Below are 19,679 nucleotides of genomic sequence, written 5' to 3' on the forward strand. Positions count from 1 at the left end.
GTACGGGTGGGGTTTTCCGCAGGGCCGAGTCGCCGCCCCCGTGGACGCCAGGCACGGCAGCCGACCGGGAGTGGTTACGCTGGGAGTGGAGCCGCTTCACAATCTGTTCGAGTCGGCGCCCGGGGGTCGGCGGAGACCAGTAGGGGTAGCTCATCAGGGATGTCTCAGGGTCGTGGTCCGGAACCGCGGGAGGCGCGGGCCCGTTTTCAGATCAGAGAGCGGCAAGGGCCGCGAAGGAGGCGACGCCGATGTCGAAGAACGCGAAGATCGCCGCAGGAGGTGTGGCGGTCGGGCTCATCCTGCTGATATGGCTGCCCTGGTGGGTGACGTTCCTGATCGTGGTGGGCGTCCCGGTGGCCGCGTACCTCACCCTCGACCCCTCGCAGCGGCGCAGGCTGCGCCGGGTCACGCGCAAGGAGATCGGCCGCTGAGCCACCTGCCCGGGACCGCGCCCCGCCCCTGACAGGCCTGCGGCGGGGTGCGGTCCCGGGAGGCTCACAGGGGGCGTACGGCCATCTTGTCGAGGGCTTCCAGGAGGCCGGGCAGCTCGGGACCCCGGCCGACCGGCAGGACCTCGCCGGGTTTGTCGTCGAGGAGCACGAAGGCGATGTCGTCGGTGCGGGCCACGAGCGACCAGCCGGGCCCGTCGGCACGCAGCGTACGGGCGTCGCCCGGGGCGAACGAGGAGCGGACCCGGCCCAGCGGCGGGGGCGTCTCCACGTAGGCCCGCGCCTCGGCCAGGACCCTGCGGACCCCGCCGTGACCCTTCGGGGCCGCCTCGGCGTCCGCCGGAGCCTCCTCCGAGGCCCCCGAGGGGGTTTCTGAGGCCTCGGCCGCCGTCCCCGGTGCCGGGAAGAGGTCGTCGCCGATCTGTTCCCGCCAGATCGCCCACTGCAGCGCGATCTCGTCCGCGCCCAGCCGCCGTTGCGCCGGACCCCAGGTGCTGGTGTCCGGCGGGGTCAGCGGGGTCTGGTCCGCCACCTCCGGGCCGGGGTCGTGCGGCGCCGGCACGTTGGGAGCCGCCACGGCGACCGCCAGGGGCCAGCCGGGCAGGGCGGCGACCACCGTGCGCTCGTCCGGCGACAGGTCGTACTCCATCCCGCAGTCCCAGGTCGCGATCGCGACGGCGACCAGCGAGACGTCGTCGATGACGACCGTCCAGCGCGCCCCTTCGCCGTCCTGGCCGAGCACCAGGCCGTACCCGTCGGCGCGCGGTGCCAGCTCCAGCGCCGCGCACGCCTCCGGGTAGTCGTCGCCCAGCACGCTCGGAAACTTCGCCGGCGTCAGCAGCACCGCCGTGAGCACGTACAGTGCCTCGTCCGCGGCGACGGCCTCCTCGTCGGTCCCGGCCATCCCTGCCTCCCCAGTGGTTCGTCCAACGGCGCGCACCCTAGTGCGACGGGAAGGCCGTTGTCACGACCGGCCGCCACACGCGAGCTGCAGGTTTCCACCGGGAGGGGACGAAACGACCTCGGGGGCACGGAAGACCCGCCTCTTCGGCGGTACCGAAGGGTCAGGCCACCGGGAGGCCCAGAAGGTCGCGCGCCACCGTCGCCGGCGACTCGTCGCGTTCCCGGGCCAGGGTGACGACGGCCCGGCAGGCGAGCTCGCTCACCCCGAACGACAGCGCCTCCGGCGACACCCAGCCCGCCGCCTCCTCGATCAGGTCCTGGTCGTCCTCCGCCCGGGCCGCGACATAGGCGGCCGCGGCCTCGAACAAGTTGTGCGCGCGCCGCTCACGGCTCGCACGCCGTTCCGGCACCGCTCCGCCCTCGGTGCCACGCCTTCTGCCTACGTACCTGCGGATCCGGTCGAACACGCGGGCCCCCTTCCCTTCGTCGGCTTTCGCCCGCGAACATCTGCCTTCCTCCGTCGAACGTAGGGTTGAAGCTCCGGCAACAGAAGAGGGCGTGGCGAAGAAGGGGCAGCCCGCGGGCCTCGGCCGGCCCCGGCTAACGTGCGCGGACCGCCAGTGCCAGGAACCGGGCGTCCTCGTCCACGTACGACGTCATGAGCCAGCCCGAACCGGCCAGCAACGGGCCGAGGTTGCCCTCCGCGCGCAGGTCGTCCGGCGTGATCTGCCGCCCCTGGCGCGCCGCCAGGGCGGACCGGCCGATGGGGTGGAACAGGGCGAGGGCGCCGCCGGGGCGGACCACGCGTGCCAACTCCCGCAGGTTCTCCGCCGGACGGGGCAGATGGGCGATCAGGCCGGCGGCGAACACGGCGTCGAGGGACTCCGACCGCACCGGCAGCGCGGCGACGTCGGCGAGCAGCAGCCGCCCGTCACGGTCCCGGCCGGCCTGCCGGGCGGCCCGCAGCATCGCCGGCGTGAGGTCCATCCCCAGGACCACGCCGGTGGGCCCCACGGCCCGGCGGAGCGGCGGCAGGGCGCGCCCGGTGCCGCACCCCGCGTCGAGGACCCGGTCGCCCGGGCGCAGCCCCAGATCGGCGACGGCGGCCGCGTACGCGGGACCGTCGTCGGGGAACCGGCTGTCCCAGTCGGCTGCCCGCGCGGTGAAGAACTCCCGGACGTGTGTGTGGTCATCGCTCATGGTCCGCATGATCCCTCACCGTCACGGAGGACGACCCTGTGCGCACGTTCGAGCGGGACGCGATCGTTCCGGCACATCTCTGAGTCATATTGCAACACCTTTCGAAATGCGCCCCCTTTGTGCGCCCATGCCCCCCTAGCGTCCCTGGGCCATGGGACATCTGCACCACGCCACCTTCGGCTGGCTGACCCCCGTGCTGTCGTACGTCATGGCCTGCATAGGCGCCGCACTGGGGCTGCGCTGTACCGTCCGCGCGCTCGCCAGTACCGGCCGCGCGCGCCGCAACTGGCTGCTCACCGCGGCCTCCGCGCTCGGCACCGGCATCTGGACCATGCACTTCGTGGCCATGCTCGGCTTCAGCGTCAGCGGCACCGACATCCGCTACGACGTGCCGCTGACCATCCTCAGCCTGCTCGTCGCCGTGGTCGTCGTCAGCGCCGGCGTCTTCGCCGTCGGCTACAGCCGCGACCGCAACCGGGCACTGCTGCTCGGCGGACTCACCACCGGGCTGGGCGTCGCCAGCATGCACTACCTCGGCATGGCGGCCGTCCGGCTGCACGGCGCCGTGCGCTACGACCCGATGCTCGTCGGGCTCTCCGTCCTCATCGCCGTGGTCGCCGCGACCGCGGCCCTGTGGGCGGCGCTCAACATCAGTTCGCCCGTCGCGGTCACCGTCGCCTCCCTGGTCATGGGAGCGGCCGTCAGCAGCATGCACTACACCGGCATGTTCGCGGTGAGCGTGCACGTCACGCCCTCCGGCAGCCCCCTGCCCGGGGCCACGGCGATGCAGTTCATCTTCCCCCTCGCCGTCGGTCTCGGGTCCTATCTGTTCCTCACCTCGGCCTTCGTCGCGCTCTCGCCCACGGCCGGGGAGCGCGAGGCGTCCGCCTCGGCCCAGCGGCCCGTCGCCGGCGCCGCGCGCTGACCCGGTGCCGACCCACCTTTCCCGAGCGAGGAGGCCATGCGTACACCCCGTAGGACCCCGACAGCAGGCCCGGACACACCGTCACCGCGGCCCGTGCGCGGCCGTCGCGCGCACGCCGGACCGCCCGCCGACGAGGCGGACGACGACATGGCCGGCACCGCCGCGGACAACCCGGCCGTCCGGCCCGGAGGCTGGCGGCTCCGCCCGCGGACCGTGCGGGCCAAGGTCGTCTGCCTGCTCATGGTGCCGGTGATGTCCCTGCTCGCCCTGTGGGCGTACGCCACGGTCACCACGGCGCAGGACGTGTCCCGGCTGCGCCAGTCCCAGCACGTCGACGCCGCGCTGCGCACCCCGGTCGCCACCGCCGTCGCCGCACTCCAGGCCGAGCGGGCCGCCGCGGTCCGGTACGCGACCGACCCCACCGCCGAACAGACCGCCGACCTCAGGAGGCTGGGCGCCGGCACCGACCAGGCGGTGGCCGCACTGCGGCTCGGCAAGGACAGCACCGTCGCCGACGGCGAGGAACTCCCCTCCGGCGTCGCCCAGCGCCTGAAGGCCTTCGTCACCGGCGCCGAGCAGCTGCGCACCCTGCGGCGAGCGGTGCAGAACCGCGGCACCGGCTGGGACGCGGCCTACGGGCAGTACACCCAGGCCATCGCCTCGGCCTTCGCCGTGGACGGCGCCCTCACCGGCATCCAGGCCGACGACATGGGCTCCGACGCGCGCGTGCTGCTCGAGTTCTCCCGGGCGGGCGAGGCGCTGGCCCAGGAGGACGCGGTCCTCGGCGGTGCCCGGCTGGCCGGCGGCCTCGACGGCGAGCGGCTGCGGCTGTTCACCGGAGCCGTCGACACCCGCCGAGTCCTCACCGACGCGGCCGTCGCCGATCTGCCCGGTGCCCAGCGCACCGCCTGGCACCGGCTCGCCGACGGCGACGACTACACCGCGCTGGGCGCAGCCGAGGACCGGATCCTCGCGAGCCGGCCCGGAGCCAAGGCGGTCGGCGCTGCCCCGGAAGCAGCCTGGAACACCGCGCACACGCGCGTGCAGGACGGCATGCGCGGCATCCAGGCCGGTACGGCACGCGCGGTGGCCGGCCGGGCCGACCCCTTCGCGCGCGGCCTGCTCAGCCCGGCCGGCGCCGCCGTCCTGTTCGGTCTGCTCGCCGTGATCGCCTCGCTCGTCATCTCCGTGCGCATCGGGCGCGGCCTCGTCGTCGAGCTGGTGAGCCTGCGCAACAGCGCCCTGGAGATCGCCCGCCGCAAACTCCCCGAGGCGATGCGCAGGCTGCGGGCCGGCGAGGAGATCGACGTCCGCGCCGAGGCGCCCCCGGGGCCGCCCGCGGAGGACGAGACCGGACAGGTCGCCGAGGCCCTCGGCACCGTGCACCGTGCCGCCCTGCGCGCCGCCGTGGAACGCGCCGAACTCGCCAGCGGCATCTCGGGAGTCTTCGTCAACCTCGCCCGCCGCAGCCAGATCCTGGTCCACCGCCAGCTGAGCCTGCTGGACAGCATGGAACGCCGCTCCGACGACCCCAGCGAACTGAGCGACCTCTTCCGCCTCGACCACCTCACCACCCGGATGCGCCGCCACGCGGAGAGCCTGATCATCCTCTCCGGCGCCGCCCCGGGCCGGGCCTGGCGGATGCCCGTGCCCCTGACCAACGTGGTGCGGGCCGCCGTGTCCGAGGTCGAGGACTACGCGCGCGTGGAGGTACGGCAGCTCCCCGAGGCGGCCGTCGTCGGCGCCGCGGTCGCCGACCTCACGCACCTGCTCGCCGAGGTCGTGGAGAACGCCGCCCAGTTCTCGCCGCCGCACACGCGTGTGCGCGTCACCGGAGAACCCGTCGGCAACGGCTACGCCCTGGAGGTCGAGGACCGCGGGCTCGGCATGGGCCAGGAGACCCTCGCCGAGGCCAACCGGCGCATCGAGCAGTCCGAGGCCCTCGACCTCTTCGACAGCGACCGGCTCGGCCTCTTCGTGGTCAGCAGGCTCGCGGCCCGCCACGGCATCAAGGTGCATCTGCGCACCTCCCCGTACGGCGGCACCACCGCGGTGGTCCTGCTGCCGAAGGCCCTGCTGCACGGCCACCCGGCGGAACGTCCCGTCCGCCCGACGGCCGACACCGGGCAGGCACCCGCGCGCGCCTACGCGCGCGTGCCCGGCGCCGCCCTCCCGGAACCGGCTCCCGCCGGCCGGCCCGCCCTCGCCGCCACCCGCACCGCACCGCGCCCCGCGCCCGAACCACCGCCCCCCGGAGTCACCACCTTGAGGCCGCACCGCCCACCGCAGGACTCCGCGCCCTCCGAGGACGACCTGCCGCGCCGCATACGGCAGGCCAGCCTCGCCCCCCAACTGCGCGATCCCCGCGCCGAGGAGCCCGCGCCCGCCCGCGGCGGGGACGAGCGCACCCCCGAACTCGTCCGCGACCGCATGACCGCCTACCGCGCCGGCTGGACGCGCGGCGGCGGCAGACAACCCGGCCGCGGAGCCGCCCCGGAACCCCGCGAGGGCACCGACAGCACCGAAGGAGACCGCACATGATCCAGGACCCGAGCCCGAGGACGGACCGGCGCTCCGGCGAACTCGACTGGCTGCTGGACGACCTGGTGCTGCGCGTCACCGAGGTACGACACGCCGTCGTGCTCTCCAACGACGGCCTCGCCGTCGGCGCCTCGACCGGACTCAAACGCGAGGACGCCGAGCACCTCGCCGCCGTGGCCTCCGGTTTCAACAGCCTCGCCAAAGGCGCCGGACGGCACTTCGGGGCCGGCGGGGTGCGCCAGACCATGGTCGAGATGGACGACGCCTTCCTCTTCGTGGCCGCCGCGGGCGACGGCTCCTGCCTCGCCCTGCTCACCGACGTGACCGCCGACATCGGGCTGGTCGCCTACGAGATGGCCCGCCTCGTCAAGCGCGTCGGCGAGCACCTCTACACCGCACCGCGCGTCGCCGCCCGGCCGCCCGCCGCCGGCTGAGCCGGAAGACCGCCACCGATGACCGAGTACATGACCGGCATCCCGCACGAGCCGGGCAGCCAGTGGTACGACAGCGAGGCCGGGCCCCTGGTCCGCCCCTACGCCATGACCGGGGGCCGCACCGAACCCGGCCCCACCGGGGTGAAGTTCGACCTGATCGCCCTGGTCACGCTCGTCCCGGGCGGCCCCGGCACGGACGACGACACTCCCCTCGGCCCCGAACACCGCGCGCTGGTCGACCTGTGCCGGCCGGAGACGCAGTCCGTCGCCGAGCTCGCCGCCGGCGCCGACCTCCCCGTCGGCGTGGTCCGGGTGCTCCTGGGCGACCTGCTGGAACTGGGCCGGGTCACCGTGAGCCGCCCGGTGCCACCGGCCCAGCTGCCCGACGAACGGATTCTGCGTGAGGTCATCGAGGGATTGCGGGCACTGTAGATGAGCATCCGGAACCGACCGGGCCCGAGCCGGCCAGAACAGACGCCCTCAAGCAAGCCCTTCCGAGAGAAGTGATCATGGTCTCCGAGCACCCCGAGTCCACCGCCGACGACACCTCGGCCATGGCGCTCAAGATATTGGTCGCCGGCGGCTTCGGCGTCGGGAAGACCACCCTGGTCGGCGCCGTCAGCGAGATCCGGCCGTTGCGCACCGAGGAGATGCTCAGCGAAGCGGGCCAGCTGGTCGACGACACGGACGGCGTGGACCAGAAGGTCACCACCACGGTCGCCATGGACTTCGGACGGATCACCATCCGCTCCGGCCTCTCCCTGTACCTCTTCGGCACCCCGGGCCAGGACCGCTTCTGGTTCCTCTGGGACGAACTCTCGCAGGGAGCACTCGGCGCCGTCGTCCTCGCCGACACCCGCCGCCTGGAGGACTGCTTCCCGGCGGTCGACTACTTCGAGCACCGGCACATCCCGTTCGTCGTCGCCGTCAACTGCTTCACCGGGGCCCGGTCCTACGGTGCCCACGACGTCTCCCGCGCCCTCGACCTGGACCAGGGCACGCCCGTGGTCCTGTGCGACGCCCGGGACCGGGACTCCGGCAAGGAGGTGCTGATCCGGCTCGTCGAGTACGCCGGGCGGATGCACACCGCCCGGCTCCTCGACTCGGTGGGCTGAGCCTCAGCCCGTGAGGTCCTTGAGCGCCACCACCTTCTCCACGGCGACCCGGACCAGCAGCTCGCCGGGGACGCCGTTGCGGGCGCCGAACTCGGCCGCGCGCTCCGCACCCATGTAACGAGCCGCGATCCGGGTGGCCCAGTCGCGCAGTTCGTCCAGGCCCTCCGAGAGCCGGGCGTGCCCGTTCAGCACCACGAAGTGGAAAGGGGGCCGGTCGTCGTCCACGCAGAGGGCGACACGCCCGTCACGGGCGAGATTGCGCCCTTTCACGGTGTCTTTCCCGGTGTTGAAGACCAGCTCGTCCCCGTCCAGCAGGAACCAGATGGGCGCCACATGCGGGCTGCCGTCTGCGTTGACGGTGGACAGTTTGCCGGTACGGGTGCCGTGCGAGACGAACGCCCGCCATTCGTCGTCGGTCATCTTCTCTGCCATGTCCCCATCCTCCTTGCCCGGACGCCGGTGGTGGGGAAGGCTTGCGGGGAGATCCTCCAGCCAGGGGGAGAGGGCGCACGGGGAGACGCGACGACATGGCGCAGAACCAGGGACTCGGCTGGCTGCTCGACGACCTGACCGAGCGCGTGGAGCACGTACGGCACGCGCTGGTCCTGTCGAACGACGGGCTGGTCACCGGAGCGAGCACCGGCCTTCGCCGGGAGGACGCGGAGCATCTGGCCGCCGTCGCCTCCGGGCTGCACAGCCTCGCCAAGGGCTCCGGACGGCACTTCGGGGCGGGCCAGGTCCGACAGACGATGATCGAGTACGACGAGGCGGTCCTGTTCGTCACCGCGGCCGGGAGCGGCAGCTGCCTGTGCGTGTTCAGCGGCGCGGAGGCCGACATCGGCCAGATCGCCTACGAGATGACCCTGCTCGTCAACAGAGTCGGCGAGCACCTCGCGGTGGACGCCCGGCAACCGGAGCGAACCTCCGCGGCAGACCTCTGACCTGCGAATTCACCCCCGCCGTGGAGTTATCCACAGGCCCGCCACGAGTCCCGCCGAACCGGCTACGGTTTTTCCACGGCGAGCGCACCCGGCGCGAGCCACCCGCTCCACGGGGGAGAACGGCCATGTCCGGCACCACCCTTGCCCAGAACCGCCCGCTCACCTGCGCGCCGAGCCGCGCCGCCCGCGAACTGGGCCTCAAGCGGGGCGAGTTCGACCTCGCGGTACACCTCGGACGGATCCGCACCGTGCCCGACGAGGGCGGCGGCGGAGGCCGCCGTGTGCCACGGACCGAGATCGACCGGCTCCGGAGCCGGTCCGCGTCCCTCAGCGAGAGCGTGCAGGCCGTCGGGACGACGGAGGGCGCGGCCCTGATGGGGATCCCGCCGGGCAGGTTCACCCGCTTCGCCAAACTCGGTCTGGTGACTCCGGTCAAGTGGTACCCCAACCGCTACCGGGCCGTGGTCTGGCTCTACCTGGCGGAGGAACTCCGGCGGTTCGCGGCCGACGAGGACAACACGCGGCTGCTCACCGGCCGTACGCCCGCGGAGCTGACCGACCGGCTGCGGGCCGGCGCGGACCAGCGGGCCCGGAACTGGCGCGGACGGCACTGCGGTTTCCTGCTGAGGCAGGCGGACGGACCGTGGCAGCGGGCCGGGGTGGTGGCCGGCTTCCTGGATCCCGGTGAGATCGACGACGTCCTCCCCGACCCGCACGAGCGCGCCCACGTGACGGCCTTGCGGCCGGCCCCGCCCGCCCACGGCGCACCGGGCTCGCCGGCCGCGCAGCTCGCCGAGGACCTCATGACGGCCGCCGACCCGGACGAGATCGACTGGTTCAGGCACGACCTGGCACGGGAGGCGGCGCAGGCCCGCACACACCGGCCCGCGCCCCGCCCGGCCGCACCGACCCGGCACCCCGCGCCCGACCGGCCGGCCCACGCCCGGAGCCTGCGCGGCTGGCTGCTCCGCAGGCCCCGGGCGTGGGCCGGCCACTGACGGTGGCCCACTAGAGCGAGCGGAACAGTCCCTCCTGGACGACCGACACCAGCAGCCGCCCTTCGAGGTCGTAGACCCGCCCGCGGGCCAGGCCGAGGCCGCCCGTGGCGATGGGGGACTCCTGCTCGTACAGGAACCACTCGTCCGCGCGGAACGGCCGGTGGAACCACATGGCGTGGTCCAGCGAGGCGATGTCGAAGTTCCGCGGTCCCCACAGCGGTTCGACAGGGACGCGGACCGCGTCCAGGAGCGTCATGTCGCTGGCGTAGGTCAGCGCGCAGGTGTGCACCAGCGGATCGTCGCCCAGCGGGCCGACCGCGCGCATCCACACGGCGCTGCGCGGCTCGGAGCCGGCTATCTCCTCGGGATGCCAGCGCAGCCGGTCGACATAGCGGATGTCGAAGGGCTGACGGCGCGCCATCCGTTCCAGCCGCTCGGGCAGTTCACCCAGATGCTTGCGGATCTCCTCCGCGAGCGTCGGCAGCGACTCCGGGTGCGGCACCTCGCGGAACTGCGGCAGCTGGTGCTCGAAAGCACCCACCTCGGGCTTGTGGAAGGAGGCGGTCAGATTGAAGATCGTGCGGCCCTGCTGCACGGCGGTGACCCGGCGCGTCGTGAACGACCGCCCGTCCCGGACCCGTTCGACCTGGTACACGATCGGCACGCCCGGCCGGCCGGGCCGCAGGAAGTACGCGTGCAGCGAGTGCACCGGGCGGTCGCCCTCCACGGTGCGGCTGGCGGCGACCAGCGCCTGTCCGGCCACCTGGCCGCCGAAGACCCGCTGGAGGGACTCCTGGGGGCTGCGGCCACGAAAGATGTTGACCTCGATCTGCTCCAGGTCGAGCAGGTCGACCAGTCTCTCGGCCGGGTTGGTCATCGGTTGGATTCTCCTGTGCTGGGCCCTGTGCGCGGACCTGTGGGCGAAGCTGTTCCGGGGCTCGTGCTCAGAGCTGGCCGACTTCGGTGACACGGACCACCGCGCGGCCCTCGGCGTCGGAGGCCGTCAGGTCGATCTCCGCGCTGATGCCCCAGTCGTGGTCGTCGTTCGGGTCGTCGAAGATCTGCCGGACCCGCCACAGCGCGTTCTGCGGCTCCTCCTGGATCACGAGCAGCTTGGGACCGCGGGCGTCGGGGCCGGTGCCCAGGTCCTCGTACTCGTCCCAGTACTTGTCCATGGCCTCGCCCCAGGCGTCGGCGTCCCAGCCGGAGTCCGCGTCCATCTCGCCCAGTTCGTCGACCCTGTCGAGGGCGGCGAGCTCCACCCGGCGGAACATCGCGTTGCGCACCAGGACCCGGAAGGCACGCGCGTTGGCGGTGACCGGCTTGACCTCGTCGGCCTTCTCCTGGGCCTCCTCGGCGGTCATCTCCTCCGGGTTGGCGAGCTGCTCCCACTCGTCCAGCAGGCTGGAGTCGACCTGGCGGACCATCTCGCCCAGCCACTCGATCAGGTCCTGCAGGTCCTCGGACTTCAGGTCGTCCGGGATGTTGTGGTCGAGGGCCTTGTAGGCGCTCGCGAGGTAGCGCAGCACGATGCCCTCGGTGCGGGCCAGCTCGTAGAGCGACACCAACTCGGTGAAGGTCAGCGCCCGTTCGTACATGTCCCGGATGACCGACTTCGGCGACAGCGGGTGGTCGCCGACCCAGGGATGGCTCTTGCGGTACGTGTTGTACGCGTGGAAGAGCAGTTCCTCCAGCGGCTTCGGGTAGGTGACGTCCTGGAGGCGCTCCATGCGCTCCTCGTACTCGACGCCGTCCGCCTTCATCGCGGCGACGGCCTCGCCCTTCGCCTTGTTCATCTGGGCGGCCAGGATCTGGCGCGGGTCGTCCAGGGTGGACTCGACGACGGACACCATGTCGAGGGCGTAGGACGGCGATTCGGGGTCGAGGAGTTCGAACGCGGCCAGGGCGAAGGTCGACAGCGGCTGGTTGAGCGCGAAGTCCTGCTGGAGGTCGACCGTCAGCCGGACGATGCGGCCGGTGGCGTCGGGCTCGTCGAGCTTCTCGACGATGCCGCCGTCGAGCAGCGAGCGGTAGATCGCGATCGCCCGGCGGATGTGCCGCAGCTGCTGCTTGCGCGGCTCGTGGTTGTCCTCCAGAAGGTGGCGCATCGCGTCGAAGGCGTTGCCCGGGCGGGCGATCACCGACAGCAGCATCGTGTGCGTCACCCGGAACCGCGAGGTCAGCGGCTCCGGCTCGGACGCGATCAGCTTCTCGAAGGTGGTCTCGGTCCAGCCGACAAAGCCCTCCGGCGCCTTCTTGCGCACCACCTTGCGCCGCTTCTTCGGGTCGTCGCCCGCCTTCGCCAGCGCCTTCTCGTTCTCGATGACGTGCTCGGGAGCCTGGGCGACCACCAGACCGGCCGTGTCGAACCCCGCGCGCCCCGCGCGGCCGGCGATCTGGTGGAACTCACGGGCGCGCAGGGTGCGCACCCGGTTGCCGTCGTACTTGGTGAGGGCGGTGAACAGCACCGTGCGGATGGGCACGTTGACGCCCACGCCCAGGGTGTCGGTGCCGCAGATGACCTTCAGCAGACCGGCCTGGGCGAGCTTCTCCACCAGGCGCCGGTACTTGGGGAGCATGCCGGCGTGGTGCACGCCGATGCCGTGCCGCACGTACCGGGAGAGGTTCTGGCCGAACTTGGTGGTGAAGCGGAAGTTGCCGATCAGCTCGGCGATCTGCTCCTTCTCCTCCTTCGAGCACATGTTGATGCTCATCAGGGCCTGCGCCCGCTCCACCGCCTGCGCCTGCGTGAAGTGCACGATGTACACCGGCGCCTGCCTGCTCGACAGCAGCTCGGTGAGCGTCTCGGTCATCGGGGTGTACTGGTACTCGTAGGAGAGCGGCACCGGGCGGGTCGCCGAGCGGACCACCGCGGTGGGGCGGCCGGTGCGGCGGGTCAGGTCCTTCTCGAAGAAGGAGACGTCGCCGAGGGTGGCCGACATGAGGATGAACTGCGCCTGGGGCAGTTCCAGGAGCGGGATCTGCCAGGCCCAGCCGCGGTCGCCCTCGGCGTAGAAGTGGAACTCGTCCATGACGACCTGGCCGACGTCCGCCTGTTTGCCGTCGCGCAGCGCGATGGAGGCGAGGACCTCGGCGGTGCAGCAGATGACGGGCGCGTCGGAGTTCACGGAGGCGTCGCCGGTGAGCATGCCGACGTTCTCGGTGCCGAAGAGCTTGCACAGCTCGAAGAACTTCTCCGACACCAGCGCCTTGATCGGGGCCGTGTAGAAGGTGACCTCGTCCCGGGCCAGCGCGGCGAAGTGCGCGCCCGCGGCGATCATGCTCTTGCCGGAGCCGGTCGGCGTCGACACGATCACGTTCGCCCCGGAGACCGCCTCGATCAGCGCCTCCTCCTGGTGGGGGTAGAGCGTGAGACCGCGCTCCTGAGCCCATGCCTCGAAGGCTTCGTACAGGGCGTCGGGGTCGGCGGTCGGCGGCAGCTGATCGATGAGTGTCACGCCCCCATCTTGCCTGGCCCACCCGCCCAGGGGGGAATCGGCTTCGAGCACGAAGATCATGGCCGCTACGCTGTGTCGCCGACGGAGCGTCATCGCACCCGGTCAACTGGACAGCGGCATACGAGGAATGGGGCGGGCAACGGCCATGATGGGACCAGCACACTCACTGTCGGGGGCCGCCGCCTGGCTCGGCGTAGGAGCCGCGGCGGCAGCGACCGGGCATACGATGCCCTGGCCGGTGCTCCTGGTCGGAGCGCTGATCTGCGCGGGCGCCGCACTCGCCCCGGACCTCGACCACAAGGCGGCGACCATCTCGCGGGCCTTCGGACCCCTGTCGCGCTGGGTCTGCGAGATCGTCGACAAGCTGTCCTACGCCGTCTACAAGGCGACCAGGATGGCGGGCGACCCGCGCCGCAACGGCGGGCACCGGACGCTGACGCACACCTGGGTGTGGGCGGCGCTGATCGGCGGCGGCTGCTCGGCCGCGGCGATCCTCGGCGGCCGTTGGGCGGTGCTGGCGATCCTCTTCGCGCACATGGTGCTGGCGATCGAGGGCCTGCTGTGGCGGGCGGCGCGCGGCTCCAGCAGCGACATCCTGGTGTGGCTGCTGGCGGCGACCAGCGCCTGGATCCTGGCCGGCACCCTGGACAAGCCGGGCAACGGCTCGGACTGGCTGTTCACCCAGCCCGGCCAGGAGTACCTGTGGCTGGGGCTGCCGGTGGTGCTGGGGGCGCTGGTGCACGACCTCGGGGACGCGCTGACCGTCTCCGGCTGCCCGGTCCTGTGGCCCATCCCGATCGGCCGCAGGCGCTGGTACCCGCTGGGCCCGCCGAAGGTGATGCGGTTCCGCGCGGGCAGCTGGGTCGAGCTCAAGGTGCTCATGCCGGTGTTCATGGTGCTCGGCGGCATAGGCTGCGCGGCGGCTCTCAACGTGATCTGACCCGCGGCCCGGCCGGCCACGGGTCCGGTGTGCCCCGAGGGTCAGCCCGCCGTCCCCGACCCGCCTCCGTAGCGGCGCTCGAACGCGGCGACGCGGCCCTCGGTGTCCACCGTGCGGGCCTTCCCGGTGTAGAAGGGGTGGCTCTCGGACGAGATCTCCACGTCGACCACCGGGTAGGTCTCGCCGTCGTCCCACTCGATGGTCTGGTCGCTGGTCGCCGTGGACCGGGTCAGGAAGGCGTATCCGGCGGCACGGTCGCGGAAGACCACGGGGTGGTAGTCGGGGTGCTTGTCCTGCTGCATGGCGGCTCCTCGAAGGACGGGGCGGTGGGGCAGGGACGGACCGGTTCAGCCGTAGGCGGTGTCCTCGTCGACGATGTGCATCGCGGCCTCCTCCGCGGAGGCCCCGGCGCCGTCGATGCCGATGTCGGTCGCGACGAGGCCGTTCTCGTCGTCCTCGTGCGCCCCCTCGTTCGGGGCCACGAGCCGGCCGGAGCGCAGGTCGCCGACCTCGTTGTCCAGGAGTTCGCCGTCGCTGCCCTGGCAGTCGCCGATGCCGTCGCCGTCGGAGACGGCCGGGTCGGGCAGCTCCTCGGCGAGCCGCTGGTCCAGGGTCTCGCCCCGGTGCCGCTCCGCCGCGGTCACCCCGGTGTGCTCCACCGCCCACGGCCGCTCGGGCGGGGACCAGCCGCGGTCCAGGGGATCGCTGACGCCGTCGGACTCCAGCGTGTCCTCCACGTCGAGCAGGCCCGTGTCCTCGCGGATCTCGGATCCGTCGGGCTGGTAGACGTCGTCCCCCCATCCGTCGGCGGTGGTCACGGCTACCTCCAGGGAGTGAGGACGCGGTCCGCGGGGCGGGCCGCCGGCACGCTCGGCACGGGCGCGCGGCGCGAACCGTACGGTTCCCGGCCGGTCCCCGAACCGGTGCCGCTCTCCAGCCTTCCACCCCTGCTCGCACCCGCGCAACGGCACGGGGCGCGACCTGCGGCGCACCGCACCTCGCGCCCCGGCCGCCCCGGACCGCGCCCCGGCCACCGGAGCCTGTGCCCCGGCGGCCTCGGCCCGTCACCCGTGCCACGACCGCCAGAGCGCCGCGTAGGCGCCGTCGGCCGCCACCAGCGTGTCGTGGCTGCCGAGCTCGCTGATCCGGCCGTTCTCGACCACGGCGATGACGTCCGCGTCATGGGCGGTGTGCAGCCGGTGCGCGATGGCGACCACCGTGCGGCCGTCCAGGACCCGGGCGAGGGAGCGCTCCAGATGGCGGGCCGCGCGCGGGTCCAGGAGCGAGGTCGCCTCGTCCAGGACCAGCGTGTGCGGGTCGGCCAGCACCAGCCGGGCCAGCGCGATCTGCTGCGCCTGCGCCGGGGTCAGGGCGACTCCGCCGGAGCCGACCTCGGTGTCCAGGCCCTCCTCCAGGGCCCGCGCCCAGCCGTCCGCGTCGACCGCCCCGAGCGCCGCCCACAGCTCGGCGTCCTCCGCGCCGGTCCGGGCGAGCAGCAGGTTGTCGCGCAGGGAGCCCACGAAGACGTGGTGCTCCTGGTTGACGAGGGCGACGTGGGAGCGGACCCGTTCGGCGGTCATCCGGGACAGTTCCGCGCCGCCCAGGGTGATCCGGCCGTCCCGGGGTGCGTAGATCCCGGCGAGCAGCCGGCCGAGGGTGGACTTGCCCGCGCCGGAGGGGCCGACCAGGGCCAGCCGGGTGCCCGGCGCCACCTCAAGGGAGACCTCGCGCAGCACGTCGACGCCCTGGAGGTAGCCGAAGCGGACCTCGTCCGCGTGCACCTCCCGGCCGGCCGGGGCCAGCGCGGCGTCCCCGGCGTCCGGCTCGATGTCCCGGACGCCGATCAGCCGGGCCAGCGACACCTGCGCGACCTGGACCTCGTCGTACCAGCGCAGGATCAGGTTCACCGGATCGACGAGCATCTGGGCGATGAGCGCGCCCGTGGTCAGCTGGCCGACGTCGATCCAGCCCTTCAGGACGAAGACGCCGCCGATCATCAGCACCGAGCCGAGGACCGTGGTGTGGGTGGCGTTGACGGCCGGGAACAGCACCGAGCGCAGCCACAGGGTGTACCGCTCCCATGCCGTCCACTCCTTGACCCGGCGCTCCGACAGGGCGATGCGGCGGGCGGCGAGCCGGTGCGCCTCGATGGTGTGCCCGGCGTCCACGGACTCCGCGAGGGCGGCGGCCACGGACGCGTACCCGGCGGCCTCGGAGCGGTAGCCCGAGGGCGCCCGCCGGAAGTACCAGCGGCACACGACCACCAGGAGCGGCACGGCGAGCAGCACGGTGGCGGCCAGCGGGGGAGCCGTGACCGCGAGCCCGCCGATCAGCAGCACGACCCAGACGACGCCGATCGACAGCTGCGGCACGGCCTCCCGCATGGCGTTGGCGAGCCGGTCGATGTCCGTGGTGATCCGGGACAGCAGGTCGCCCGTGCCCGCCCGCTCCAGGACGCCCGGCGGCAGCCCGACCGACCGGACCAGGAAGTCCTCGCGCAGATCGGCCAGCATCCGCTCGCCGAGCACGGCACCCCGCAGCCGCACCTCCCGTACGAAGACGGCCTGGACGGCGAGCGCGAGCAGGAACAGGCCGATGGTCAGGCCCAGATGGAGCTCGCGGGCGCCGTCGGAGACCCGCTCGACGAGCCCGCCCAGCAGGTAGGGGCCGGTCATGGAGGCGACCACGGCCACGGTGTTGACGGCGATGAGGAGGATGAAGGCCCGGCGGTGCCGGTGGAACAGTTCGGCCACATAGGCGCGGACGGTCGCGGTGGCGCCGACCGGGAGGGTGGTGGCCGTGGTCGGGGCTGCCGGGTCGTATGCCGGTGGCGCGACGCCGATCATGCGCTCTCCTCGATCTCTTCCAGCGCCCTGCGGGCTCGCAGCGCGCGTTCGGTGTCGTCCGGCCTGCCTCGCAGCGCGGCTTCGCTCTCTTCGGGCACCGTGCCCCGCAGCGCGGCTTCGCTCTCTTCGGGCACCGTGCCCCGCAGCGCGGCCTCGTCGTCCGTCTCACGTGTCACCACCGACCGGTACCGGCGCTCGGTGCGCACCAGTTCGCGGTGCACGCCGACCGCGGCCACCTCGCCCTCGTGGACCAGGACCACCCGGTCGGCCCGGTCGAGGAGCAGCGGAGAGGAGGTGAGGACGACGGTCGTGCGGCCGGACCGCAGTGAGCGGATTCCCTCGGCGATCCGGGCCTCGGTGTGCGAGTCGACGGCGGAGGTGGGTTCGTCGAGGACGAGCACCCCGGGGTCGGTGATCAGCGACCGGGCCAGGGCGAGCCGCTGGCGCTGGCCGCCCGAGAGGGACCTGCCCCGCTCGGTGATCCGGGCGTCGAGCGGGTCGATGACGTCCAGCGAGCCCTGGACCAGGGCGTCCAGGACGTCGGTGCACTGGGCGGCGGCCAGCGCGTCCTCGGCCCGTACGGACCCGGAGGCCGGTACGTCGAGCAGTTCCCGCAGCGAACCGGAGAGCAGCACCGGGTCCTTGTCCTGGACGAGCACCGCGGTGCGGGCGGCCTCCAGGGGCAGCTCGTCGAGCGGTACGCCGTCGAGCAGCACCGAGGTGCCGGCCTCGGCGGGGTGGCCGCCCAGCCGTTCGGCGAGGCGCCCGGCCGCGTCGGGGTCGCCGCAGACCACGGCGGTCAGCCGGCCCGCGGGCGCGAGCAGACCGGTGGCCGGGTCGTACAGGTCGCCGTCCGGCACCGTGTCCGCCCGCGAGCCGCCGGTGTCCGTGGCCCGTTCCAGGGAGAGCACCCGGGCCGCCCGTTTCGCCGACGGGCGGGAGAAGGAGTAGGCCATGGCGATCTCGGTGAAGTGCTGCAAGGGGTAGTTGAGGATCATGACCGCGCTGTAGACGGTGACCAGTTCGCCGACGGTGACGCGGCCCTGCCGGGCCAGGTGCACGCCGTGCCAGACGACCGCGATCAGCAGCAGTCCGGGCAGCAGCACCTGGATCGCGGAGATCAGCGACCACATCCGGGCGCTGCGCACGGCGGCGTGCCGTACCTCCTGGGAGGCGCGGCGGTAGCGGTCGAGGAAGAGGTCCTCGCCGCCGATGCCGCGCAGCACGCGCAGTCCCGCGACGGTGTCCGAGGCCAGCTCGGTGGCCCGGCCGGCCTTGGTGCGCTGGAAGTCGGCGCGCCGGGTGGCCCGGGGCAGCAGCGGCAGCACGGACAGCGCGACCAGGGGCAGCCCGGCGGCCACGACCCAGCCGAGGGCCGGCTGGTAGAGGACCAGGGAGACGCCGACCACGACGACCGTCAGCGCGGCGGCCGTGAACCGGGAGACCGCCTCCACGAACCAGCCGATCTTCTCGACGTCGCCGGTGGAGACGGCCACCACCTCGCCGGCCGCCACCCGCCGGGTCAGCGCGGAGCCCAGCTGGGCGGCCTTGCGGGCGAGCAGTTGCTGGACCCGGGCGGCAGCGGTGATCCAGTTGGTGACGGCGGCCCGGTGCAGGAAGGTGTCGCCGACGGCGATCGCGGTGCCGCACAGCACCAGCAGACCACCCGTCAGGGCCAGCCGGGTGCCGGAGCGGTCGACGACGGCCTGGACGGCGAGGCCCACGCAGAACGGGAGCGCGGAGACGGACACGAAGTGCAGCAGCCCCCAGGCCAGTGCCTTGAGCTGACCGCCCAGCTGGTTCCGCCCCAGCCACCACAGGAACCGGGGACCCGAACGCGCGTCGGGCACGCCCGGATCGGAATACGGAAGATCTTGAATCTGCATGACGTCCCAGCGGCTCGGGTCGGGGTGAGGTGGCGACAAGCCGTGAAAGGTTCGCGTCGGAGCGTCGTCGAAATCAAACGGTTTTTCCGGCCGGCCGTCGAAATCCGCTCCCTTCAGGCCAGGGCCCGCCGCCCCAAACGCGCTGAATGCCATGCAATTCAGTTGATTGCCCGGTATGTGATGCCAGGATGGCCGGGTGCAGATCAAGAGCGTCCGGCGGACGACCGCCATGGCGGCGGTCATCGGGGCCGTCCTGGTGGCCCTGAACGCCTGCGGGGCGTCACCGGGCGGTGGCGGGAAGAACGGCCTGCCGGGCCCGCACCCCGCAGCCCCGAGCAGCCGGTCGGCCTCGGGAAGCCCGCCAGGCCCGGGAAGCCCGTCGGCCGCGAGCGGCGCCGCGGCGGGTCCGGGCTGGCAGCAGCAGGACCCGGCCGGACCCGTCGGGGACGCGGACCGGCTGCCGGGCGTCGGCGCGCTGTTGCGGGCGGAGATCCCCGCGGACTCCCGCCAGGTCGTCGCCGTGTACGGCGAGGGCGCGGACTCGGCCGACTCCACGGTCGTGCTGTACAGCCGGGAGGACCGCGGCTGGCGCCCGGTGGCCGGTTGGCCCGCCCACAACGGGCGGTCCGGGTGGACCGTCGACCACCATGCGGGTGACGGGCGCAGCCCGGTCGGCGTGTTCACCGTCACCGACGCCGGCGGAGTCCTTCCCGACCCGGGCACCCGGCTCTCCTACGCCCAGGGCCGGGACCTCTACACACCCCCGCACTACTGGAGGCCGGCGTACCGGCACGACTTCGACTACGTCATCGCCATCGACTACAACCGCCTGCGGGGCACACCGCCGCACGACACCACCCACCCCTGGGGCAACGGCCGGGGCGGCGGCATCTGGCTGCACCTCGACCACGGCAGCGGCACCTCGGCGTGCATCGGCCTGTCCAAGGAGGCCATGGCGTACCTGCTGCGCACCCTCGACCCGGCCCGCGATCCCGTCGTGGTGATGGGGGACCGGCCGAGCCTGCTCTCCTAGTGCCCCAGGG

General features: G+C 73.1%; 20 protein-coding genes. 10 read left to right on the plus strand and 10 right to left on the minus strand.

Translation table 11 applies throughout. The annotated features are described in order from the left end of the window. Positions 1 to 248: 248 nt before the first annotated feature. Positions 249 to 431, plus strand: coding sequence for a hypothetical protein (locus tag ACGF5O_RS30245; protein ID WP_181809683.1), 183 nt, complete (start codon positions 249 to 251; stop codon positions 429 to 431). Between the two features lie 64 nt (positions 432 to 495). On the opposite strand, the gene ACGF5O_RS30250 is transcribed toward ACGF5O_RS30245, so the two are convergent. From ACGF5O_RS30250 to ACGF5O_RS30260, 3 genes are all read right to left on the minus strand, one after another. After that, entirely contained in the window at positions 496 to 1,353 is an 858-nt protein-coding gene (locus ACGF5O_RS30250; RefSeq protein WP_393813038.1) for a hypothetical protein, read from the minus strand. Positions 1,354 to 1,513: 160 nt separating this feature from the next. After that, positions 1,514 to 1,762, minus strand: a complete 249-nt coding sequence (locus ACGF5O_RS30255) for a hypothetical protein (RefSeq protein WP_393813127.1) — start codon at positions 1,760 to 1,762, stop codon at positions 1,514 to 1,516. A 190-nt stretch (positions 1,763 to 1,952) separates the two neighbouring features. After that, entirely contained in the window at positions 1,953 to 2,561 is a 609-nt protein-coding gene (locus ACGF5O_RS30260; protein WP_393813039.1) for a class I SAM-dependent methyltransferase, read from the minus strand. A gap of 142 nt (positions 2,562 to 2,703) precedes the next feature. Between ACGF5O_RS30260 and ACGF5O_RS30265 the strand changes: the two genes are divergently transcribed. From ACGF5O_RS30265 to ACGF5O_RS30285, 5 genes are all read left to right on the plus strand, one after another. Then, on the plus strand, positions 2,704 to 3,477 hold the full coding sequence (locus tag ACGF5O_RS30265) for an MHYT domain-containing protein (protein ID WP_393813040.1): 774 nt from the start codon (positions 2,704 to 2,706) through the stop codon (positions 3,475 to 3,477). 36 nt (positions 3,478 to 3,513) lie between these two features. Beyond that, positions 3,514 to 6,018 (plus strand): nitrate- and nitrite sensing domain-containing protein, encoded by a 2,505-nt coding sequence (locus ACGF5O_RS30270; RefSeq protein ID WP_393813041.1) that lies wholly within the window; start codon positions 3,514 to 3,516, stop codon positions 6,016 to 6,018. Then, positions 6,015 to 6,452, plus strand: a complete 438-nt coding sequence (locus tag ACGF5O_RS30275) for a roadblock/LC7 domain-containing protein (protein WP_362578995.1) — start codon at positions 6,015 to 6,017, stop codon at positions 6,450 to 6,452. The genes ACGF5O_RS30270 and ACGF5O_RS30275 overlap by 4 nt, the downstream gene beginning before the upstream one ends. An 18-nt stretch (positions 6,453 to 6,470) precedes the next feature. Further along, positions 6,471 to 6,884: a DUF742 domain-containing protein gene (locus tag ACGF5O_RS30280; RefSeq protein ID WP_393813042.1), complete on the plus strand. Its 414-nt coding sequence runs from the start codon at positions 6,471 to 6,473 to the stop codon at positions 6,882 to 6,884. Between the two features lie 77 nt (positions 6,885 to 6,961). Beyond that, complete coding sequence (locus ACGF5O_RS30285) at positions 6,962 to 7,567, plus strand: ATP/GTP-binding protein (protein ID WP_393813043.1); 606 nt, start codon at positions 6,962 to 6,964, stop codon at positions 7,565 to 7,567. Positions 7,568 to 7,570: 3 nt separating this feature from the next. Here the strand turns inward: ACGF5O_RS30285 and ACGF5O_RS30290 are convergent, their stop codons facing one another. Continuing rightward, positions 7,571 to 7,999 (minus strand): PPOX class F420-dependent oxidoreductase, encoded by a 429-nt coding sequence (locus ACGF5O_RS30290; protein WP_393813044.1) that lies wholly within the window; start codon positions 7,997 to 7,999, stop codon positions 7,571 to 7,573. 95 nt (positions 8,000 to 8,094) lie between these two features. On the opposite strand from ACGF5O_RS30290, the gene ACGF5O_RS30295 reads away from it, so the two are divergent. Continuing rightward, the gene (locus ACGF5O_RS30295) at positions 8,095 to 8,508 is read left to right on the plus strand and encodes a roadblock/LC7 domain-containing protein (protein WP_393813045.1); all 414 of its coding nucleotides are present in this window, start codon (positions 8,095 to 8,097) and stop codon (positions 8,506 to 8,508) included. A gap of 125 nt (positions 8,509 to 8,633) precedes the next feature. Then, on the plus strand, positions 8,634 to 9,506 hold the full coding sequence (locus ACGF5O_RS30300) for a DUF6397 family protein (RefSeq protein ID WP_393813046.1): 873 nt from the start codon (positions 8,634 to 8,636) through the stop codon (positions 9,504 to 9,506). A gap of 10 nt (positions 9,507 to 9,516) precedes the next feature. Here ACGF5O_RS30300 and ACGF5O_RS30305 read toward each other — a convergent pair whose 3' ends face one another. Together ACGF5O_RS30305 and ACGF5O_RS30310 are read right to left on the minus strand one after the other, a co-directional pair. Further along, positions 9,517 to 10,383 (minus strand): acyl-CoA thioesterase, encoded by an 867-nt coding sequence (locus tag ACGF5O_RS30305; protein ID WP_393813047.1) that lies wholly within the window; start codon positions 10,381 to 10,383, stop codon positions 9,517 to 9,519. Between the two features lie 67 nt (positions 10,384 to 10,450). Continuing rightward, the gene (locus ACGF5O_RS30310; protein WP_393813048.1) at positions 10,451 to 12,964 is read right to left on the minus strand and encodes a DEAD/DEAH box helicase; all 2,514 of its coding nucleotides are present in this window, start codon (positions 12,962 to 12,964) and stop codon (positions 10,451 to 10,453) included. Between the two features lie 145 nt (positions 12,965 to 13,109). Here ACGF5O_RS30310 and ACGF5O_RS30315 point away from each other — a divergent pair, with 145 nt between their 5' ends. Beyond that, positions 13,110 to 13,904, plus strand: a complete 795-nt coding sequence (locus ACGF5O_RS30315) for a metal-dependent hydrolase (RefSeq protein ID WP_393813049.1) — start codon at positions 13,110 to 13,112, stop codon at positions 13,902 to 13,904. Between the two features lie 41 nt (positions 13,905 to 13,945). Here the strand turns inward: ACGF5O_RS30315 and ACGF5O_RS30320 are convergent, their stop codons facing one another. The 4 genes from ACGF5O_RS30320 to ACGF5O_RS30335 form a co-directional block, all read right to left on the minus strand. Continuing rightward, positions 13,946 to 14,206, minus strand: coding sequence for a type B 50S ribosomal protein L31 (locus ACGF5O_RS30320; protein WP_362578968.1), 261 nt, complete (start codon positions 14,204 to 14,206; stop codon positions 13,946 to 13,948). 45 nt (positions 14,207 to 14,251) lie between these two features. Next, a complete protein-coding gene (locus tag ACGF5O_RS30325) occupies positions 14,252 to 14,722 on the minus strand; it encodes a DUF5709 domain-containing protein (RefSeq protein ID WP_393813050.1) in 471 nt (156 codons plus the stop codon). A 246-nt stretch (positions 14,723 to 14,968) separates the two neighbouring features. Continuing rightward, a complete protein-coding gene (locus tag ACGF5O_RS30330) occupies positions 14,969 to 16,750 on the minus strand; it encodes an ABC transporter ATP-binding protein (protein WP_393813051.1) in 1,782 nt (593 codons plus the stop codon). After that, the gene (locus tag ACGF5O_RS30335) at positions 16,747 to 18,636 is read right to left on the minus strand and encodes an ABC transporter ATP-binding protein (protein WP_393813052.1); all 1,890 of its coding nucleotides are present in this window, start codon (positions 18,634 to 18,636) and stop codon (positions 16,747 to 16,749) included. The genes ACGF5O_RS30330 and ACGF5O_RS30335 overlap by 4 nt, the downstream gene beginning before the upstream one ends. A gap of 229 nt (positions 18,637 to 18,865) precedes the next feature. Between ACGF5O_RS30335 and ACGF5O_RS30340 the strand changes: the two genes are divergently transcribed. Beyond that, positions 18,866 to 19,669, plus strand: coding sequence for a L,D-transpeptidase family protein (locus ACGF5O_RS30340; protein ID WP_393813128.1), 804 nt, complete (start codon positions 18,866 to 18,868; stop codon positions 19,667 to 19,669). Positions 19,670 to 19,679 lie beyond the last annotated feature (10 nt).

The sequence above is a fragment of the Streptomyces sp. NPDC048291 genome (genome assembly GCF_043201715.1).
In the GTDB taxonomy this organism is placed as follows: Bacteria; Actinomycetota; Actinomycetes; order Streptomycetales; family Streptomycetaceae; genus Streptomyces.

Coding starts and splice junctions, on each gene's coding strand:
- ACGF5O_RS30275 (WP_362578995.1), top strand. CDS start 6,015: ATGATCCAGGACCCGAGCCCGAGGACGGACCGGCGCTCCGGCGAACTC.
- ACGF5O_RS30320 (WP_362578968.1), bottom strand. CDS start 14,206: ATGCAGCAGGACAAGCACCCCGACTACCACCCCGTGGTCTTCCGCGAC.
- ACGF5O_RS30335 (WP_393813052.1), bottom strand. CDS start 18,636: ATGCAGATTCAAGATCTTCCGTATTCCGATCCGGGCGTGCCCGACGCG.
- ACGF5O_RS30270 (WP_393813041.1), top strand. CDS start 3,514: ATGCGTACACCCCGTAGGACCCCGACAGCAGGCCCGGACACACCGTCA.
- ACGF5O_RS30245 (WP_181809683.1), top strand. CDS start 249: ATGTCGAAGAACGCGAAGATCGCCGCAGGAGGTGTGGCGGTCGGGCTC.
- ACGF5O_RS30260 (WP_393813039.1), bottom strand. CDS start 2,561: ATGCGGACCATGAGCGATGACCACACACACGTCCGGGAGTTCTTCACC.
- ACGF5O_RS30300 (WP_393813046.1), top strand. CDS start 8,634: ATGTCCGGCACCACCCTTGCCCAGAACCGCCCGCTCACCTGCGCGCCG.
- ACGF5O_RS30280 (WP_393813042.1), top strand. CDS start 6,471: ATGACCGAGTACATGACCGGCATCCCGCACGAGCCGGGCAGCCAGTGG.
- ACGF5O_RS30330 (WP_393813051.1), bottom strand. CDS start 16,750: ATGATCGGCGTCGCGCCACCGGCATACGACCCGGCAGCCCCGACCACG.
- ACGF5O_RS30290 (WP_393813044.1), bottom strand. CDS start 7,999: ATGGCAGAGAAGATGACCGACGACGAATGGCGGGCGTTCGTCTCGCAC.
- ACGF5O_RS30315 (WP_393813049.1), top strand. CDS start 13,110: ATGATGGGACCAGCACACTCACTGTCGGGGGCCGCCGCCTGGCTCGGC.
- ACGF5O_RS30340 (WP_393813128.1), top strand. CDS start 18,866: ATGGCGGCGGTCATCGGGGCCGTCCTGGTGGCCCTGAACGCCTGCGGG.
- ACGF5O_RS30305 (WP_393813047.1), bottom strand. CDS start 10,383: ATGACCAACCCGGCCGAGAGACTGGTCGACCTGCTCGACCTGGAGCAG.
- ACGF5O_RS30265 (WP_393813040.1), top strand. CDS start 2,704: ATGGGACATCTGCACCACGCCACCTTCGGCTGGCTGACCCCCGTGCTG.
- ACGF5O_RS30285 (WP_393813043.1), top strand. CDS start 6,962: ATGGTCTCCGAGCACCCCGAGTCCACCGCCGACGACACCTCGGCCATG.
- ACGF5O_RS30295 (WP_393813045.1), top strand. CDS start 8,095: ATGGCGCAGAACCAGGGACTCGGCTGGCTGCTCGACGACCTGACCGAG.
- ACGF5O_RS30250 (WP_393813038.1), bottom strand. CDS start 1,353: ATGGCCGGGACCGACGAGGAGGCCGTCGCCGCGGACGAGGCACTGTAC.